Consider the following 18,352-nt stretch of genomic DNA (forward strand, 5'->3'; position numbering starts at 1 on the left):
GTGTTATATTACAGGCTACGGTCTTTTTATATCATTTATCCTACAATCTTCCAGTTACTATCCTTTTGTAACACAAGCTCATACTGTGATACCTGCGTCGCCTTTGTCTGATTATCAAGGAATTTTACCGCTACCTTGACTTTCACATTATCCCCGTTCTTTGTAAAGATAGGGTTTACCAATTCAGAATAAAGGTAGTCCCTGCCGATAGGTTCAATCACATTTCCAGCTACATAGTAGGCAAGCTCTTTTTCTGTGGCTGTTGGGTAGAGCTTAAAGAATGTTTCCAGAAATGCGGTAGCGTCATTGACGGTATCAGCGTCTACGCTTGCGTCTGCTTCTGGTGTCTTTAGCTCATAGTCTGATTTTTCGATTGCTGGTGCAAGGGTAGGGTTCTGAACGATTACCATATCCCCGTCAGCGTCTACATGGACTTTTACGGTATAGGTTGCCTTGACATTTCTTGTCTGTTCTCCCTCTTTTATCTGCTGATCTACTTCGTAGGTAGCAGAAAAAGTGTCCGTTCCCGATTGCTCGATATGCCACACAATCACATCTGTAACTGTGGAGCTGGTCGGTATATCGGTTCTAATGGTATCTATATTCAAGTCCTGCAATTCCTTTGTCAGATAACCGTTGATTGCCTGCGTCCTTGCTTCAATCGCTTCTTTACTGTTACTCCATGTGTAGTAGGACTTCGCAAAGTTCTTCACGAAATTTTCTATCCCGTTGGTGTCCTGTAAGCGAAGCTCAATGATTTCTTTTTCGTGGGTCGTGTGCTGGTCGATAGCCGTAAAATTCTTATACACCCCAAAACTCACGCTTGCGATAAGCACCACCCACAACGCAATCACGGTTTTCTGATGTGTGCCTACCTTGACAGTACGCACCTTTTTTTCTTTTGGTTCTTTGATAGTTTCTGTCTGTTTCTTATTCTTCTTAAACATATTTTTCAAGTCCTTTCTATTGTTTTACTCGTCCTGCACCGATTAAGTGCTGTTGCCAGTAACTACTGCTTAGGTCTGCATATCCTATCGGGTCGCCTGCATGGTACATCTGGTTATTTCCCACATATATTCCCACATGGGTTACATACGAACCAGCATTATAGGTGGAATGGAAAAACACCAAGTCCCCAGCCTTTGCCTGCGAGAGTGGAAGATGTTGGGTAGCGTCATACTGTGCTTGTGCTGTTCTCGGTAAGGAGATACCAGCTTTTCCATAGCACCATTGCACAAGTCCGCTACAATCAAAGGAAGTGTTCGGGTTACTGCCACCATACACATACTTCCAGCCTTGATATTTCAACGCTTCATTCATAATCGCTTGTGCCGTCGCATTATCAAAATGTGCCACAGTCAGATATTGATTGACTAATTCCACATAGAACATATTTCCATAGCCATACCGCCAGCCCCCGTTCTTCGCAACAGCTATCGGGTTGGTGTAGGTTACTTTCTTTCCGCCCGATTTCTCACGGGCGAAGCTCTCTGCAAGATTGTAGGTATGTTTCTTTCCTTTTCCTGCCACATATCCCACATAACCACCGCCATAGTTATAGGACTGTATCGCTACATTCAAATCGTCGATACCTTGATTTTTGCAGGAAGAAAGCAGGGACGCAAAATATTTACACCCCTGCTTGATTGAGCTTTCTGTATCTAAAGAGTTGGGCGGTAGTCCCAGACTTTCTGAACTCTGCATAACATCTTCTGCCGTACCGCCACTTTCTACTTGAATGATAGCCAGTAGCACATTGACATACTCGGAAATGCCGTATTCTCTGGCATATTTTTCCACCATAGGCTGATGTTTCAAGACTTCTGCGGATAAGTTCATACCCGTAATGCCAGAAGAAAAGTTACTGTTCTCGTCGTCGCTGTCCGCACTAATCAAGACACCAAAGAAAAGCACCAGAGAAAAGAGGATAGGAAACAGACTGCCAATGATAGCGATATGTTTCAGTTTCATTTTTTCTTCTGTCCTTTCTTCATTACAAGACTACGGTTCTTTTCGGTATGTTCTGTTGTACGCTTTGATTGTTCAAAGGTCTGTGTCTTTGTAGTACGCTCTGCTTTGTAGTTCTGGCGTGTTTCCTGCGATACCACTTTTTCTACATTCTGCCTATGTACTGGCTGTACAGACTGGGTCGCTTTTCTATCAGAAGCACCAGAAGATAGCGGACGCTCTTTGATAACACTTGTCTTGACTGGCTCACTTGTTTTTGAAGTGGTCGCTGTGGCAGGGCGTTTGACTTCCTGCGTCTTTTCCATACTCGGCTTTGGAATGGTTGAAGCCGTGGCTGGTCGCTCATGGGGACGGGTAGCTCCCGTTGTCGCTGATCCGTCAGCCTTTCGCTGTGCCTGCCTTGCTTCTTGTGCCTTTTGAAGCTCCATACGCTTATCGGCGATATTTTGTCTATGCTGTGTCTGCTTTTCCAATCGTCCCGTTTGTCTGGACTGCTGTTCCTGCACCATACCACGCTTGAAGTCAGACACGCTGGACTTTGCTTTTTCCTTTGCGGAATATACCGCATAAGCGGTCTGTGTTGGCATATCCTTGATATTCTCTTTGACAGCGTTTGCCTTGTCTTTTACTTTATTTTTCGTATCTAAGACAGCACCAACCTTTGAGCCTGCACGCTGTCCCATGCTGGAAGTGGTATTGCCCCGATTTTCTTTTGAAGCTGTATTTTTTCTTTCCGCTCGTTTATTAGCAACGGCACTTCCAGCCACCGCACCAGCGACACCGCCCGAAATACCGCCAGCACTTACCGCCCTTGCAATACGGTGTTCCATACGCCTAGCCCCATGTCGCATAAACAGATACGGTCTGCGGAAAATTCTTCGTCCCATGTTTTGACTGTCGCCAGCATTAAGTGAGAACATACTCATTAAGTCGCCCAGTTTCATATAGATACCAGCAAAACACACTATCTGCAAGAACGCCACCATAAAGAACGGGTAGTCTGTGGAGATGTTATAAAACATACTGGAAATGCTGAACGCCACCGTTACAATGAGCGTTATTCCTGCCCGTGTCATTATGGTATTAAATACCCTCACGATTGCCTGCTTTGCCATGCTTTCATAGCTCGGTATCATGGAAAGTAGAAAGCTGATAGGTAAAAACATTGCAAAGATAATAAAGAGTATCTGGCTGAACAACATCATACCCGTAAGCAAGAATACAAATATCGTGATACCTAAGTTAAAGAATAGCAGGAAGAACACCATACCTAAACGGTTTACGACCTGCGGTATCGTCAGATTGTTGTTGTCATTGTCCTCGATTTCTGTTTTCACGACTTCCTCTCTGGTCTTGCCGTCCTCGTCCTCTGGACTTACTGATACCAGAGCTTCTACACGGTCTGTCCCGATTTCCTCTGCGTTGCTGTTACCAAATTGAAGCAAGAGCCACGGCTGTTCCACTTGAATGGAAAACAAGCTGTCCCGTATCAAGTCCACGCTGTCCTTGCCCTCGCTGTCAGAGTTGGGGAGCATGATTTTTGTTCCCAAGTCCAAAGAAGCGGTACTGATGTCTGATGAAAATTCATTTATCTTCTTGATGTAATCGGGAGCGTAGGCAATAAAGGAAGCGGACAACACGAACACCACCACAAAGTTAATAACAGCGTGAAGTGCCTTGCTGGTTTCGCGTTTGATAAGTCCCGTATAGGCAACATAAAGTCCCACTATTAAGATAATGAGAAGCAGGAAACCGACATAGAAGCCCGTAGAAGAAAAGCCGTTCTCGGTAACGCCTGCAAGGGTCTGTATGCTTTGTCCGATACTGTCTGCCATATCGTTAATAAAATCAAGTTTGTATGCTTCCTGCACCACATAGCCCGTAGCATTGCTTAAATAAAGGCTTATCGTCCAGACAAAATTGGTAATGCAGTAAAGTCCGTACTGCACCGATTTTCCGATACCGTCCAGCCAGTTCCATGGCAACCACGACCAGCTATTATCCACATAAAAATCAAGCTGGTAATTCGACAGCGGATATTTTGAGTAAAGATTTTCTGCGTTTATGGTATCGTCCACAAGCCCCGTCGCATGAGCCACCGTCCCCAGAAGTGAGAGCAGGATAAGGGAGAGTGCCACGACAAACAGAGCCATTTTGAGAAAGTGAAGTATCTTCCTTTTTGTGAACGCACCTTTTATCCTTTCTTTCATCACTCCACCTCATTTCTCTGTACGGGCGGTCTGGTATCAAAGGCGTGTAGCAGTTCTTCAAAGACTGGGTGTATCTGCACCACACCGACACGCCCGTATAAGTCCTGCAATAAGCATTGTCCGTTCTCCAAATCACGCAAGCGTTTCTGGTTGTTCTCGTCGTCCTTGTCGATACCGAAAAATTCTAAGGTCTGCTTTATCTCGTTGATGTCAGTAGAACGAAAGGCAAACTTCAAGCCGATATTGTTTTTCAGACTTTCCTTTGACACGTCGCCAGAAGATTGTGTAACAAAATAGACGCCTGCCTGCATAGCTCGTCCAGCACGCACCAGCTTATTTGATAAAGTTTCGCCTTGTGCCACATTTAAGAACGCCCACGCTTCGTCAAGGTCTACAATCTTAAAAATGCTTCTGTCTGAATGGATAAAATCAAGGGCAAAGGTACTAATCACAATCAGCATAGACACCGACAATAATTCAATGGTCGTGTATTCCTCAAATGTTGTATCCTTATCTGGTAATACTAAGTCCGCTACTTGAATGATATTGAGTTGGTTATCCAGACTGATTGCATTTTCCACCGTACCGTCTGAAAACAGCAGGTGTGCAAAGTCGTAGTCCGTGAAGCTGTCGATATGTTCTGCGATATTTCTTGATATGGGTGTATCTTCACGGCGTAGCTCGTCTATCACATGGAGCAAGCCCCGACTGTCGCTCTGGGTAACGGAGCGTACCGCCTTACGAAGTACAGGGAATTTTTCGCCGTCCCTAGAGGAAATACCCGTAAGGAATGTTAAGATGTCGATTGCCAGACTTTCAGCGTCTTTTACATTCTTCATAATCACGAACGGGTCAAGAAGTCCTGCATTGTCCTTGTCGCTGGTAAGGTTTACGATATTGATTTCATGGGCGATTTCTGGGAGCGTTTCTTTCCAGTTGCCCCTCTCAGCTTTGGGGTCTAAAATGACTGCTTGACCGCCAAACAGCACCGCATAATATACCAGAAGATTGTTGCAGAATGACTTTCCACCGCCAAGCGAACCGACAAAAGCAGAAGCAAGAGCGTTTGTTACTGTACCTTTTACACCCTGCGAAGCTAACGACGGTTGCAGGTACACATTTCTTCCCGTATCAACGGAATAGCCCATATAGATACCCGTAGTTTCCCCTAACTGCTGGGTCGCACCAAAACCAAGACCTGCCAAGAAATCTGATTTTACATACTGCACGTAGTCATTGATATATCGCTTGCTGGCAGGAAGAAATTCAGAATGAAGCCCCAGCATATCCCCAGCAGGACGCACCAGCTTTACATTGAGGTCGTCGTAAAAATCTTTGACTTCATCACAACGGCGTTTTAATTCGTCCAAATCATCAGCCGATACACGCACTACATAAGAGAGCTTATACATACTTTCTTTTGTCTGGTCTAAGTCCGTTTCCAGCTCATCCACGCTGTCTAATGCGTCCACCACATTTGAGCTTGTTTCACTTCCTGCTTGATAAGCGTGATTGTCAAGGTCTTTCAATTCCTTTTTCTTGTTGCGGACGGTTGTTAATGCTTTACGGTTCTCCACGATTTCTACATTCATAGAAGTATCAACGGGGAATGTGAATTGCTGTTGCTGGAAATAGAAGATTTCAGACGACGGAAAATCAAGCTCGCCAACAATCGCATTGACGGTAAAGTAGGACACATAGCTTTCCCTGTCCTCATGTTCCAATCGCAAATACCGCTGGCTTTCCTCAATCACACACCTTGTCGGACGGATAAGGTCGTAGTATTTTATCAGCGTTTCTTTCTGTAATTTCTTCTTTGGTAGCTGGTACTCATAATCTTCATAGGCGATACCGTCCCTGCCGTAAAGATGTTCCATGAGATACCCAAAATCATGGATTTCCAAGCGACGCACCTTAAAGCGACGGGAGATTTTATTTTCCAGCAACTTTTCCATTTTCATATAACGGTTGATTTCATCATTCGGCATGGAAACAAAGTCATTCATCAGCGTGTGGTTCACTTCATGGAGAAATTCCTTGAATGTCAGCCACGCCGATTTTTTGATGTTCTTCAGATTGAGCTGTTCTTCCGTAACCATGAGCTTAAAGCCAAGAAAAAAGCGGTAGTCCACTTGATTGTCCCCAATCATTGATACTAACGCTTCGGTCTGTTCGTCTATCTTCTGGCAGGCAACTTCCTTTAATTTCCCCGTAACCAGCTTCTTTGACTGCTCCTGCATACTTCGTATTGAGCTTTCCGTTGCAATCTGCAACGCATGAATTTTTCCCTCACGGGACTGTGCGATAAGCTGTCGGAAACTGTCATGCACGATAAATTTCTGCTCTGCGGATAGGAAAGAATAGTTGTATGGTATCAGCTCATAATAAGCAAACACCTCATTGTCCTTATTCCAGACAAGGTTATTGTCAATATATTTTATCGGGAACATAGTTCACACTCCTTACTGCCGTGATTGTTTCATTGAGTATCTGCTTATGCAGTTTTACGGCTTTTCCTGCATAAGTGATTTTCGGTCGCAGGGCATAGGTTATCTGTGATTTCAAAAAGCTGTACGGCTTCTTTCCGTCAAAGGTTTTCTGCGACATAAACCATGTGAGAGCAACGGGAATACCAAAGTATTTGAGAAATGCTCCCTCAATCATGGAAAGTGGGGGAATATCCCCAAACAGAATAATGAGAAATTCCGTAATCACAAACCATGTAATCTGTGTAAAGGTAACGGGAAAGGGTAAGTTAAAGTCATTGATTGCATACAAGACTTTTTCCACGTTCCAGATACCCGTATAAGATTTAATCTTTTTCAAGTTCTTTCAGCTCCTTTCGTAAGTTTCTAAATAGAAAAGGACAGCCATTTTCAGACTGTCCCTTAAAGAGAAATACGCTGTCAGTAACAACAATGCTTGTCGCTGATCTTCCAGCGTTAATATGGTATCTCGCACATACCTCGGCTTGTTTCAATAAAGCAACCGCCCATATCCAAATCTCGCCCGTAGGCTTCATAGTCAATGTAATTCTGTAAGCTGGGTGGAATGTCCCCAAGTGCCTGCAATTCGTCTATGTAGTAATAGGCAACGTCTGTCATAGTTTCACAGTCGGGATAATAATAAATATCGTCCTTGTGTTCCACGACTTCTTCCAGCGTCCCGTAGTGGCTGATAAATTCGTCCAGACACTCTACGATATAGTCGGGAAGTTCCTCTATCATTTCATACATCTCATTAAGTTCTTCAATGGAAACATACTCGCCAATCGCAATGGGGAAGTTGTCGGTATCATGGATAGCGTATTCCTCATACTGTTCATTCAAGCCGATTTTTTCTTTCACATCTTCCTCGTCAATGGGGAACGTGAACCAAGCACCGACTAAATAGCCCTCATTGTATTTGCCAAGATTAGCAATGTAAACCGCCATATCATCAATCATAAGCACCACCTCATTTCCTACTCTGGCAGTTCAAAGATACCGTGTTCTGTTACTAAAAATTTCCCGTGTTCCTGCAAGTGAGAAGCGTAGGCTTCAAAGTCAAAGTAATATTCTTGACAGTCCTCGGATAAATGCTTAAATGTCGGGTCGTTCATCAGCTTTTGCCTTGCAACATCTATCATGCTTTTGCAGTCGGGATAAACCGTAATCACGTTCCTGCAAATATAAAGTGCTTCTAAATTTTCATACACGGTAAGAAGTGATACATATTCTTCCTGCATATCGCTTGAAAGCTGGCGGTACATAAAATCTAATTCGTTGAGCTGGTACACGCTTGTATGTTCGTGGACTTCATCAGCAAAGGGCAGTACCTTTTCGATAATGCGGTAATCCCCACTTTCTGCACCGACACCTAACTTTTCTTCAAACTCTGCAACATCTATCGGCAGGTCAAACCAGTATGATGTTGTTTCTTCGCCAGTTGTTCCTTTCGTTTCCACCAGCACCCTTGTTTCCTGCATTGTTCCTCACGTCCTTTCTGTTGTTTCATCACATCTTGTAAGGTCTGGTACGACATACCAAACACATATTTAGAAAAATCTTCTAACTGTCTTTCTTCATAATCGGCAGGGTTCAGTCGTTTCATTTCCTGCCACACCTTACGCTTGTAAGAGGGCAGGTCGGAAATGTATTCACAGCCGACGTTTGCCTGTATATCCTTAAAAATATCGCTCATTTCATCACTCCAATCTGAAATTTTGGTAAGAAAAAAGCAGTCAATCATAAGACTAACTGCTTTGTGTGTATGGATATGAAATTGTATTTTATTCTTCTATGTCTTTCTGATATTCCAATATATCCCCTGGTTGACAATCCAGTGCTTTGCAAATAGCATTTAGCGTAGAGAAGCGAATAGCACTTACTTTACCTGTTTTGATTTTGGATAAATTGACATTTGCAATGCCAACCTTTTCTGATAGTTCATTTAAGCTTATTTTTCTATCAGCCATCATTCTATCAAGTCTTAAAATTATTGCCATATCTTATCTCCTTTATAGTGTTTCATCTATCTCTTGTTGTAACTCACACCCATAATCAAAAATGAGAGAAATACAGTACAAGATAAGGGCAAACAAGGCACACATAAAGAATGATGAAAACACCATCTTAAATACAGAGAGTACGGAAAATACAGCAAATAATAGAACATACAGTGCTATTTTGCGTATCTGAATAGCTGTTGTGTTTGTAAAAGGAGAATGTCCTTTGCTGATACACCCAAATATTCTTTTGGCGTTATATAAGGCTAAAAAGATACAAATAAACTCTCCAAGAACGCAAATGAAAAAGAATATACATTGTCCAAAACTAAGAGTTTGACCTGCTTTAATAGCAGTTTCCCACGCTTCTAGGAATATCTCCGAGAAAAAAAGTTTGGCACAAACGAAAACCATAATTCCTGCAAATAATAATACACTCATTATACCGAAAATAATACAGCCAATGCTAAGAAGTATGGAGATAAAACGAGCAGATTTTCTCAATGGTTTTTCTTTCATAAGTAAAAGCTCCTTTCATTTCTTAACACACAGTATATCATTCTTTTTATTTTTGTCAATCATTTCTTAATGATAAACATTAAATATTTTATCATCAACATTATTATCGGTATAAAAAGCAGTCAATCCTTAGATTAACTGCTTTGGGCGTATAGATATGAAATTGTGAAAGTAGTATTTATCGAACTTCATCGTGCGGAATTTTTTTAATATCGCTAACCCCTAATAATGCAAATATTAGTGATATAACAAAAATAGATATATCTTCTGCTGAAATAGTTTGCATACAATAATCTGTAATTCTCAATCCCCAAAAAGTTGCAAATGTGTCTAAGATTAAATAGAGTGCCATTGCTGTATAAATAGATACTTTGTCTAAAGATAACAAAGCCTTTGGAAATGCACCAGCAATCAAGCCTAAAGGATAAGAAATAATTGTTGCAATAATAAAAAACAAAATAATACTTCCGATAGAACGATATTCAAACCCAAACACTTTCATTATTGCACCACTTATTAGAGCTAAAACAGATAGTACGATAATAAATAAAACTCCACATAATAAAAGTGTTATTATCTTTTCTTTATGCTTTTCAAAAAATTCTTTCAATGTTTCACACTCCATAACTTCTAAATTCTCGCTTTTTTCATATCCACATTATAACATTCTCATATCAGCACTACAATAAAATTTTATGCACCGATAATCTTGTTGAACAGCTCTAACAGTACATCTTTCACACCACCAGCATTGAATACCAAGCCGACAGCAATTAAGGCAACTACTAAGAAACCGATAAGTTTGGAAAACTCACGTTTAAACCCTAAGTAGATACCGATAACCACGATCGCCATAAGCACTAAGCTCTGTGCGTTTGATAAAAACCATTGATATAAATTTTGTCCGAAATTCATTTAATTGTCCTCGCTTTCTTTTAATTGTTTCATTTCATAGTCAGCTTCTTTGCCGACATTCAAAATACACATCAAGACTACGCCGATACCCATTCCCATAGATACCAGCAGGAAGTCTTTTAATAATACCCACATTTTTTATCACTCCTAACTTTCCACCAAATCTTTTGCAGGGGTCGTCTGCTGTTTGATTATCATTTCATGCTTTTCTGTGAGCTTTGCCTGCTGTTCGATTGTTTCCATGTAGTCTGTACCGTTTCCCTTATCAATCTTTCTCAGCATTTTCAAGGTCGGTGCTACCTGCCTTTGTACCCACCGCAATGTACGGTCTAAGGTGTAAGGCTCTGGCTTTGTCGTCAGCTTCAAGCTCTGTCTGTTATCTCCGATAAACCAAGCCCAGCGGTCATTGAGTTTCCAGTCATTTTTTCGCTTGTCGGGTTCTTCATCAACAAACCGCACATACTGGTTGATGATAGAAAATGCGGTCTGCTCTGCGTCATAATACGTCAGCAAATCTCGTACTGCATAATAGGCTCGTTCATTGCGAAGCCGTATCTCAAAACGGTTGATAATGTCAGCTTCTTCCAGAGGTGTCCCCAGCTTGACGTACTGCTCATAGTCCTTTTCATAGATACAGAAATACACATCTGATTTCAGCGAACCAAGATAAAGGGTACGTCCCATATATTCTCTGTCGTCCTCTCTGTGCTTGATAAGCTCGCCCGACTGGTAAAACTTATAGCTTCTGGACTTTCCGATATATTCCCGTTTCCTGCATTTTTCCGCAAGCTCTGGAATATCCAAAATGCCCGTATGGTCGTTGATAGCAAGGTCGATACGCTTCATCACACCACCGTCTATAAGTGCGTCCATGAGGAAGTCATACCAGCTTCTTTGCTGTGCCAGCAGGTAACTTTCAAACTGCCTGCAACCACGCCCCTTTAATTCTAAAAGGACACCTTTTTCTTCGTCAGCCGACGTATAGATAAAGATGTCCCCTAAAGAATAATGCTCCGTATAGCTGTAACGCCCGTAATCTTCATGGAGCATATAATTGATATTCAGTTTTAATATATCTTTGATGATGTGCTGTATATCCAGCGTAGGAAAACGAATTTTCACATAATCAAACAGCATGGTAAGCGGTGCTTCTGGATTGAACCTTGCCAGTTCTTTATACAGAGTTTCCAGAAGTTCCTTTGACGGCTTCATTTTTCCACTTTCTATCTTGTTGAGATATTCCCTTGTGATACCAGAAGCCACCGCCAGCCTGCCTTGTGAGATACCGTAAGCAATCCGTTTCTCCCGTAATTCTTTTATCCATTGTTCTTCATTCAGAACCATACCCCCAATCTGTAAAGTGTGAAGTTTTTTTTAACGACTTCACAACTGAATTTTGCTAGGAAATCATGCTAGAAGCCTTATGTTTCCTATGTTTTTTGTCTATTGTCTATTTGCAAACGTACCCCTCTGTTAGATACCGAGGGGTTTTACCTGCTGGCGTGGCTTACGCCACACCAGCAACGGCTAGTCCGTGCCGTCGCCTTTCGCTTCGCACGTCGCCGTCCCGTCCTTCCTTGCTTGTGCAAGAGAGCAGATAGTCTGTAAAAAATCATGTCCTTTCGGGACTAAAGGCGTGTAAAATTCACTGATAACACTTGTTCCCACATCACAATAGCCACGCCCCTTGATACGCTTCTGGAAAAATTGCTTTTTCACATCTGAACCGAACAGCATACCGTAACCTAATTCGCTGATACGCCCAAGTCCCACACGGAAATTGAAGTTATCTCTGATACCGTCCGAGAAATACTTTGCGTCTGGACGCTGGCAGGCAACGATAAGGAAATAACCTGCTTGTCGTCCTAACATAACGATTTTCTTTAACTGGCTAAGTAAGCCCACGCTTTCTTTCGTCCCCAGCATTTCAAAAAATGCCACATATTCATCAAAGATAAGAAAGCAGGGAGGCAGTCCAAGATAGGCGTAGTTTTCGCCCGTCTTATAGTTCGGGTGTCGTTTCATTTCCTCGCTTCGTCGTACCATGCCCTCATAAAAGGCATTGACGCAATCTATCATTTCTTCTTTAGTATGGTAGACGTTTGGCATGACTGTTCCCAAGTCCGCAAGGTCGCTGTTCTTTGGGTCTAAAATGTAAAGGACAGCGTTTGTATGCAGTAAGGCTTCAATGAGCGTCAGCAGAAAATAGGTTTTACCGCCACCAGTCCCACCAGCAATCAGAGCGTGAGGGAGTGCGTCATATTCCCAGACAAGATTTTTCATCAGTCTAAGACAGCCATTTTCTGCCCGTACTTCATCAATGGTAATGCGGTTCGCTATCATATCATAAAGCAGGGTATATTCAATATAGCCGTCATGCAGGGTCTTGTCAGTCAGCTCGCAATACAAGCCACTTTCCAGCTTATCCTCTAACCGTAAAAGCTGGTCTTGATATTTTCCCAGCGTGATTTCACAGCGGATATGAAGCAAGCCTTTTTCCATTTGATAATAAATCTTTGGAAACCAGACGATTTTTTCCCTTGATCTGCTTTGCAGGTCAGTAAAAAAACCGCTGTCTTGTACGGTATCGGCTTCATACCACTTGTTTTCCAGTACCATTCTTGCCAGCTTTTGACGGTGCAGGAGCTTCTTGAAACTGTCGTAACAGAAGCGGTAATACCCAAAAGCGACCAATGCACAAACACCAGTCGCTATCAGTATAGTTATGAAGTTGTAAGGGCAAAGCGTCAAGCCGTTCTCTAACAAGCTGAAATGCTCCCAATCGGTACGCATGAGCTGTTTACTATTCAGTAGCAGGAGAACCGCCACGAATACAAACAGAAGCGTTCCTATGGAAAAGTGGTAAACAAGGTGCTTGTCGCTGGCTCTGATACGGTGTCCTTTATTCCAAATCTTACGCATAAAACAATCTCTCCTTTCTGTGTACGAAAAAAGCAGTCAATCCTAAGACTAACTGCTTTAAACTGTCTTTATTCAAAAATAAATATATCTTCTATCGGAGCTTTTACAGCTCTTGAAATATCTATTGCCAATTTAAGTGACGGATTATATTGTGCTTTTTCTAATCTCATAATAGTTTCACGACGAACACCTACAATGTCAGCGAGTTGTTCTTGTGTTAATTCTTGTGCTACACGATATTTTTTTAAATTACATACAAACTTTGCTTCCATAATTTATTCCCTTTTTTCATAACGATATAATAAATAGTTGCTAAGAAAAAGAACAAGAGCATAGATAAGTGAAACAGAAATCAGCATAAACATTGCACACCACTCAACATTACGGGAAAACATACCTATTGCCATAAGCCAGATAACTACAAATAATAGTTTAAAACCTATCTTGTAAGCTTCTAATTGTGCCTTACGTTTATTTTCTTGAAAAAGCTCATCTTCTAAGATATGAGAAAGTTTACCTTCAAAGAAAAAACTGAAAAAACCAAAAAATATGAAAAAAGCAAAAGGAAATATTTCTCCAAATTTATAGTATGTCCAAAATCCGCCAAACCCCAGAAAACCAAACATTCCACAAAATCCCCAGTAAGGAGAAATTGTTCTTGAATATCGTTTTTCCCTGCTGTTTTTTGAAAAGACATTTTTAAAGCAGATAATTACTATATAGATAGCATATAGTGCTATTAAAGCTCCAATTACTAACATAGGAATATCCTTGTAAGAAAATACATATTCCGACATATCCATATTTTTGACCCAGCGTCCATTATTGTATAATAGGGAGTAGATTGTACCAACAATAAGCAATAAAGCACACCCTACCCCCATAAAAATAATTTTTTTAATTTGTTTCTTTGACATATTTATCTCTCCTTTCAAATGAGATGTTTTTGTATCTTTATGAGATAAATATATCACTCCGCATTGTTTGTGTCAATCAAAATTGGTCAATCAAAATTAAGACAAATACATCACTTTTATTTCTTCGGCTGTCCCTGCGTTGTAGGGTTCTGTGGACTGCCTGCGTTCTGGTTGCCTTTATTCTTCAATACAATATCCTCTGCCTTTACATACCAGTCCACATCTGCACCCGTATAAGTCTTTCTTGATACCGTATCGGCTACGGGATTGACAAGCTCCACAACTGCATTGTACGGAAATTCCCTTAACGGTACTTCTGGCGGTACGGACACGGGGATAATTCCACCATGCAGACTGCACTTCAAATCATAGATACGCTTTTTAAGCTGGGTACTCGGTGTCCCGTCCTCATTCTGTAAGAACACATCACGCACCGCTGTAAATTTTAATTCTCCAAATGTTTTCTCTTTGTCAATAACAAACCCGTTTGATAATCTCATAAATTCTTCACTCCTTTACTTTTCTTCAACTGCTACAATATCATCAGCAACTAACACATAATCGGTATGTCCCATATCCCCGATTGCGTAACCTCTGCCGTATAACTTCGGATTGACAAGTTTTACTTTCTGTTCATACTTGAACTTCTTTTCGCCAGCCTGCACGGGAATTTCCACCACAACATTTTCGCCTTTTTGTACGTCAGAATAAAGGTTATAGCTTCGTCTGGCTAAGACCCTGCGGTTATTTTTATCTCTTTCAAAGACTGGCTCACTTTCGCCTGCAAATTCAAGAGTTCCAAAAGACTGTGCCATATCTGGCACGACATATTTCATTTCCATATTGTTTTACCTCGTTTCTTTCTATTTTTGATAAATTGATTGTGATTTCTTATTCTGGCGGTTTGGGAAGTACCAGCAATCCCACCGATAGTAAAGGGTAAAATCAATGCTTACGCACCCTTGACTATCCGTGTTCTTGCAGGTAAGTAGCAGACAAGCCAGAATAAGCGGAAGTCTGCCGTTTGACAGCTTCGGCGGAGAGCGTGATTTTTCTTTCCTCATACCGTTACCGCCTTATGATTTCTTCATTTTACGGCGTTTGTAGAAGAAGATACCTGCCAGCCCAGCACCAGAAGTTAAAAGAAGTGCAAGCAGTCCGTAAAGGTTTGTGTTATCGCCCGTTTTGGGACTGTCGCTAGGTCGGTGTGGCTTCTCTGGTGTCGGCGGTGTTTCGGGTTTCTCTGGTTCTTCTGGGACTTCTGGTTTTTCCTTAAAGGTAATCGTCTGTCCCTCGTCCTCAATGTCTTTATGCTCGGTAACTTTCTTCGGCTCGTCTGGATTGCTTAAATCGTACAATTCTTCAAAAGTTACAAGCTGTTTGCCATCAAGAGAAGTAGCGTCAAAGGTAAAGGCAACTTCCACTTTCATAGTTTCGCTGTCAGCGGTAAATGTATAATCACTTTCCACACGTTTTCCGTCGATAAGAAGCTCTGCATTTTCTTCTTTCAACATCTGCCAGCCTACAAGTTTGTACTGTGTACCGACTTCTAAGCCCTCTAAGGTTACGGTATCAATGATTGTTACCTCTTTTCCAGCTTCAAGTTCTTTGTTGCCGTCCTTATCCGTAGCAGTCGTATGAATTTTGATGATACGTTCTGTAATAAGTACCGTCTGCCCGTCGTCCTCAATGTCTTTGTGTTCCGCAACTTTTACAGGTTCTTTTGGATTGCTCAAATCATACAATTCTTCAAAGGTAACAAGGTTCTTGCCACCTAAAGCAGACGCATTGAATGTATAAGAAATTTCCACTTTCATTTCTTCATCATCAGCGATAAAGGTATAATCGTTTTCTACACGTTTCCCGTCAATGACAAGCTCGGCGTTTTCTTCCTTTAACATCTGCCAGCCTTTGAGCTGATATTTTGTGCCTTTGGTAAGTCCGTCTAATTTGACAGTATCAACGATTGTAACCTCTTTTCCTGCAAGGATTGTCTTTTCGCCGTCCTTGCTGGTCGCTGTGGTATGGATAGAGATTTCTTTTTCGTATTCATCAGTCAAAGTCCCTAAATCAATCACAAGGTTATTTCTTGATACCACGATTTCAAAAGGTGGGATAAGTTTAAAACCTTTGTTGCTGTCGCATTTCATTTCTTCAATGATGTAAGTATCATAAGGCAATGCACCCTTGCTGTCGTCTGGTTCAGAAGTTCCAAACCACACACCGTCCTCGCTGGTCTTGCCTGCGTTGGTATTGTGCTTATGAGAAGCCCAGTCAGCAGAAGTGGAGAATTGCCCGTTATCATCAGTTACTACAACATGACTTTCTCCCGTCGTCTTGCTTGTGATCCGAAACGGAACATCAGCAAGACGCTTGTGTGTGCCTGCACCGATTTTTACGCCCTCAATATCCCCACGCTTAATCTGATTGTAGATAGAATGAGATTCGTCGGTTAAGTCCACGATTTTTCCATTTTCTGTGATTGTAAAATCAATCGGTTTTACACCGTCAGTTAAGTAACCGTCGGGAGCTTCACTTTCAACGATACGGAAGTTTCCATAAGGTAAAAGGTCAGAAGAAGTAGAAGCGACACCCTCAAGGTCTGTATGGATTGTTTTTACCACTTCATTTTTCTTGTATAGCTTGCCCTCAACCAAAACAGAATTATCATTTAAGGAAATGATGTCAAAGGCAGTATCTTTCAAAGTGGCACTTCCTTGTGGCTTCGTATCGCCCGTTTCTAAATCTCGTTTCTGAATTTTCACACCGCCACGGATAATCTTATCTGATACGGAAAACTGGTTACTTCCAGATAATACGGCAAGGTCGCCGTCCTCGGTAATCTGTGTTACATATAAGCCCTTAATCTGTTCGGACTTATCGCCAGCCTGCATATATGCACCATCAAGCAAGTAACCGTTTGGAGCTTTTGTTTCCTCAACGGTTAGTGTTCCTAAAGGAAGAACCGCTTTGCCGTCCTGCATATAGAAACTGTCGCCAGATACCTTGTAAGCGTCCCCTAATTTTGTGATGTAATGGGTTGTCCCGTCGCTGTCTGTTTCGGCGATTGTCTTTGTAACCCATGTACGAGTAGCTTCGGCAGGGAGATTGTCTTTGTTATAGAAGCCAGCATAATACTTCCATGTAAATTCCGCACCTGCTAGAGAAGCGTTCCCCTGCGGATTGTCTTTCTGTGTTTCCATATCAATCTTGAAAAGCTCAATCAAAGTGTCCGTTACTTTTGGTATATCTGATACTTTCAAGGTCGCTGTCTTTCCAGCTTCAACCTTTAAGGAATATACAGTTTTATCTACTTTATATCCTGCTGGTGCAGAAAGTTCCTTGATATAAACTGTGCCAGCCTTTACCTCTACAACATCTGTATTTCCGTTTTCATCAGTCGTAAGGGTGGCAAGCTGTTTCGTGCAGTCCTTATCAGAAAAGACACCATAGGTCGCACCAGCGACAGAGTAATTCCCGTTACCGTCTGTAATACTGGTATTACTGGAAGTCTTTTGCAGTTTCGCATTTCCGACATTTAATTTCGCCCAGAATTGCCCCAATTCCTGCCCCTCGCCAGAGTAGATATAACCGCCACATTCATAGCGTCCTTTGTTTTCTTTAACAAAGGCTTTTGCACCAGAGAAAACTTCGTCCTGCGTAGCTTTTGGAATTTCATCATAAGAAGCTCGCACGTTGTCGCATTGCCAGCCAAGATGTACGCTCAATCTCTGCCAGACCACACATTGTTCCAACAGATAGACTTGCTTGTAGTTCAATTCCTTGTGAGTTTCGCCATACTGTTTGACATACTCTAAGGATAACGCCACATCTGAAATCTGGTCGGCACTCATGCGTGAGCTTGCGTCAGCTCTGGTCTTGTAGCCATTCTTAAAATCTGTATTGATGTCGATACAATAGGCAGTTTCGCCCTCGACTTTCATATAACCCTCATTGAATGTCGAACCGATAGAACCGTCATTCATTACTTTTTCAATGATACCGACACGCTCTGCACTTTCCGTCCAGTATTGCTTACTTTCTGCATGGACGGGTGTAGTCGGTAAAGCAGTAACGACAGTTGCAAGAGCTAAGAAGCCCGTACACAATCGTTTCCATGTCTTTTTCATAAATCTAATGCTCCTTTCATTTTAGGTAATAAAATAGCCGTCCAATAAGAACGGCTGGAAATAGAAAAGGAACGTCATTTTAGGCGTTCCATAGTCTATGAAATATTCAATTTTTTGTTGTTTCAATACGGATGTGCTGTACCATATCTTTGCATATCTAAGAAAACTTGCGTATCAAGGCTCATTCTTTAGTAGTAAATAAGTAGTAAATTGATGTGTTTGTTTTCTTGAAAATGCTGATAGATACTGTGTTTTAGCGGATAATCAGATTTTTATTGTGTTTTT

19 protein-coding genes and 1 pseudogene are annotated in these 18,352 nt (G+C 41.7%); all 20 read right to left on the reverse strand.

Features of this window, described 5'->3' with window-relative positions; genetic code table 11:
* Positions 1-35: 35 nt before the first annotated feature.
* The 20 genes and pseudogenes from ACZYT4_RS11775 to ACZYT4_RS11870 all read right to left on the reverse strand — a co-directional run bounded on the left by ACZYT4_RS11775 (position 36) and on the right by ACZYT4_RS11870 (position 18,067).
* Complete coding sequence (locus ACZYT4_RS11775) at positions 36-947, reverse strand: conjugal transfer protein (protein WP_003431915.1); 912 nt, start codon at positions 945-947, stop codon at positions 36-38.
* Between the two features lie 16 nt (positions 948-963).
* Positions 964-1,971: a C40 family peptidase gene (locus ACZYT4_RS11780; protein WP_003431918.1), complete on the reverse strand. Its 1,008-nt coding sequence runs from the start codon at positions 1,969-1,971 to the stop codon at positions 964-966.
* Complete coding sequence (locus tag ACZYT4_RS11785) at positions 1,968-4,178, reverse strand: CD3337/EF1877 family mobilome membrane protein (protein WP_463785972.1); 2,211 nt, start codon at positions 4,176-4,178, stop codon at positions 1,968-1,970. The genes ACZYT4_RS11780 and ACZYT4_RS11785 overlap by 4 nt, the downstream gene beginning before the upstream one ends.
* Positions 4,178-6,628 carry a conjugal transfer ATPase TcpF gene (gene tcpF / locus ACZYT4_RS11790; RefSeq protein WP_008787620.1) on the reverse strand — a complete coding sequence of 817 codons (2,451 nt, stop codon included), beginning with the start codon at positions 6,626-6,628 and terminating at the stop codon, positions 4,178-4,180. The genes ACZYT4_RS11785 and tcpF overlap by 1 nt, the downstream gene beginning before the upstream one ends.
* Positions 6,606-7,004 (reverse strand): conjugal transfer protein, encoded by a 399-nt coding sequence (locus tag ACZYT4_RS11795; RefSeq protein ID WP_009243016.1) that lies wholly within the window; start codon positions 7,002-7,004, stop codon positions 6,606-6,608. The genes tcpF and ACZYT4_RS11795 overlap by 23 nt, the downstream gene beginning before the upstream one ends.
* A gap of 116 nt (positions 7,005-7,120) precedes the next feature.
* On the reverse strand, positions 7,121-7,624 hold the full coding sequence (locus tag ACZYT4_RS11800; RefSeq protein ID WP_002323345.1) for an antirestriction protein ArdA: 504 nt from the start codon (positions 7,622-7,624) through the stop codon (positions 7,121-7,123).
* Between the two features lie 17 nt (positions 7,625-7,641).
* Complete coding sequence (locus ACZYT4_RS11805) at positions 7,642-8,145, reverse strand: antirestriction protein ArdA (RefSeq protein WP_008787619.1); 504 nt, start codon at positions 8,143-8,145, stop codon at positions 7,642-7,644.
* Complete coding sequence (locus ACZYT4_RS11810; RefSeq protein ID WP_435896810.1) at positions 8,064-8,270, reverse strand: hypothetical protein; 207 nt, start codon at positions 8,268-8,270, stop codon at positions 8,064-8,066. The genes ACZYT4_RS11805 and ACZYT4_RS11810 overlap by 82 nt, the downstream gene beginning before the upstream one ends.
* Positions 8,271-8,448: 178 nt before the next feature.
* Positions 8,449-8,664 carry a helix-turn-helix domain-containing protein gene (locus tag ACZYT4_RS11815; RefSeq protein WP_074087111.1) on the reverse strand — a complete coding sequence of 72 codons (216 nt, stop codon included), beginning with the start codon at positions 8,662-8,664 and terminating at the stop codon, positions 8,449-8,451.
* 12 nt (positions 8,665-8,676) lie between these two features.
* Complete coding sequence (locus ACZYT4_RS11820) at positions 8,677-9,183, reverse strand: DUF2975 domain-containing protein (RefSeq protein WP_074087113.1); 507 nt, start codon at positions 9,181-9,183, stop codon at positions 8,677-8,679.
* 178 nt (positions 9,184-9,361) lie between these two features.
* Positions 9,362-9,793 (reverse strand): regulatory YrvL family protein, encoded by a 432-nt coding sequence (locus tag ACZYT4_RS11825; protein WP_079768435.1) that lies wholly within the window; start codon positions 9,791-9,793, stop codon positions 9,362-9,364.
* Between the two features lie 83 nt (positions 9,794-9,876).
* Entirely contained in the window at positions 9,877-10,098 is a 222-nt protein-coding gene (locus tag ACZYT4_RS11830) for a hypothetical protein (protein WP_002323342.1), read from the reverse strand.
* Positions 10,099-10,212: pseudogene (locus tag ACZYT4_RS11835) on the reverse strand (DUF3789 domain-containing protein); the annotation flags it as partial.
* A 33-nt stretch (positions 10,213-10,245) separates the two neighbouring features.
* Positions 10,246-11,442: a MobT family relaxase gene (gene mobT / locus ACZYT4_RS11840; RefSeq protein WP_117593987.1), complete on the reverse strand. Its 1,197-nt coding sequence runs from the start codon at positions 11,440-11,442 to the stop codon at positions 10,246-10,248.
* A 183-nt stretch (positions 11,443-11,625) separates the two neighbouring features.
* On the reverse strand, positions 11,626-13,020 hold the full coding sequence (locus ACZYT4_RS11845; protein WP_008787614.1) for an FtsK/SpoIIIE domain-containing protein: 1,395 nt from the start codon (positions 13,018-13,020) through the stop codon (positions 11,626-11,628).
* Between the two features lie 68 nt (positions 13,021-13,088).
* On the reverse strand, positions 13,089-13,292 hold the full coding sequence (locus ACZYT4_RS11850) for a helix-turn-helix transcriptional regulator (RefSeq protein WP_008787613.1): 204 nt from the start codon (positions 13,290-13,292) through the stop codon (positions 13,089-13,091).
* Positions 13,293-13,295: 3 nt separating this feature from the next.
* Positions 13,296-13,937 (reverse strand): DUF2178 domain-containing protein, encoded by a 642-nt coding sequence (locus ACZYT4_RS11855; RefSeq protein ID WP_017143883.1) that lies wholly within the window; start codon positions 13,935-13,937, stop codon positions 13,296-13,298.
* Positions 13,938-14,053: 116 nt separating this feature from the next.
* Positions 14,054-14,437, reverse strand: a complete 384-nt coding sequence (locus ACZYT4_RS11860; RefSeq protein ID WP_008787611.1) for a YdcP family protein — start codon at positions 14,435-14,437, stop codon at positions 14,054-14,056.
* 15 nt (positions 14,438-14,452) lie between these two features.
* On the reverse strand, positions 14,453-14,779 hold the full coding sequence (locus tag ACZYT4_RS11865) for a YdcP family protein (RefSeq protein ID WP_005339720.1): 327 nt from the start codon (positions 14,777-14,779) through the stop codon (positions 14,453-14,455).
* Between the two features lie 234 nt (positions 14,780-15,013).
* A complete protein-coding gene (locus ACZYT4_RS11870; protein ID WP_008787610.1) occupies positions 15,014-18,067 on the reverse strand; it encodes an SrtB-anchored collagen-binding adhesin in 3,054 nt (1,017 codons plus the stop codon).
* Positions 18,068-18,352 lie beyond the last annotated feature (285 nt).

It is taken from the genome of Massilimicrobiota sp. mt181 (genome assembly GCF_055420065.1).

Coding starts and splice junctions, on each gene's coding strand:
- ACZYT4_RS11830 (WP_002323342.1), bottom strand. CDS start 10,098: ATGAATTTCGGACAAAATTTATATCAATGGTTTTTATCAAACGCACAG.
- ACZYT4_RS11865 (WP_005339720.1), bottom strand. CDS start 14,779: ATGGAAATGAAATATGTCGTGCCAGATATGGCACAGTCTTTTGGAACT.
- ACZYT4_RS11850 (WP_008787613.1), bottom strand. CDS start 13,292: ATGGAAGCAAAGTTTGTATGTAATTTAAAAAAATATCGTGTAGCACAA.
- mobT (WP_117593987.1), bottom strand. CDS start 11,442: ATGGTTCTGAATGAAGAACAATGGATAAAAGAATTACGGGAGAAACGG.
- ACZYT4_RS11870 (WP_008787610.1), bottom strand. CDS start 18,067: ATGAAAAAGACATGGAAACGATTGTGTACGGGCTTCTTAGCTCTTGCA.
- ACZYT4_RS11810 (WP_435896810.1), bottom strand. CDS start 8,270: ATGAAACGACTGAACCCTGCCGATTATGAAGAAAGACAGTTAGAAGAT.
- ACZYT4_RS11805 (WP_008787619.1), bottom strand. CDS start 8,145: ATGCAGGAAACAAGGGTGCTGGTGGAAACGAAAGGAACAACTGGCGAA.
- ACZYT4_RS11780 (WP_003431918.1), bottom strand. CDS start 1,971: ATGAAACTGAAACATATCGCTATCATTGGCAGTCTGTTTCCTATCCTC.
- ACZYT4_RS11860 (WP_008787611.1), bottom strand. CDS start 14,437: ATGAGATTATCAAACGGGTTTGTTATTGACAAAGAGAAAACATTTGGA.
- ACZYT4_RS11855 (WP_017143883.1), bottom strand. CDS start 13,937: ATGTCAAAGAAACAAATTAAAAAAATTATTTTTATGGGGGTAGGGTGT.
- ACZYT4_RS11800 (WP_002323345.1), bottom strand. CDS start 7,624: ATGATTGATGATATGGCGGTTTACATTGCTAATCTTGGCAAATACAAT.
- ACZYT4_RS11820 (WP_074087113.1), bottom strand. CDS start 9,183: ATGAAAGAAAAACCATTGAGAAAATCTGCTCGTTTTATCTCCATACTT.
- ACZYT4_RS11815 (WP_074087111.1), bottom strand. CDS start 8,664: ATGGCAATAATTTTAAGACTTGATAGAATGATGGCTGATAGAAAAATA.
- ACZYT4_RS11785 (WP_463785972.1), bottom strand. CDS start 4,178: ATGAAAGAAAGGATAAAAGGTGCGTTCACAAAAAGGAAGATACTTCAC.
- tcpF (WP_008787620.1), bottom strand. CDS start 6,628: ATGTTCCCGATAAAATATATTGACAATAACCTTGTCTGGAATAAGGAC.
- ACZYT4_RS11775 (WP_003431915.1), bottom strand. CDS start 947: ATGTTTAAGAAGAATAAGAAACAGACAGAAACTATCAAAGAACCAAAA.
- ACZYT4_RS11845 (WP_008787614.1), bottom strand. CDS start 13,020: ATGCGTAAGATTTGGAATAAAGGACACCGTATCAGAGCCAGCGACAAG.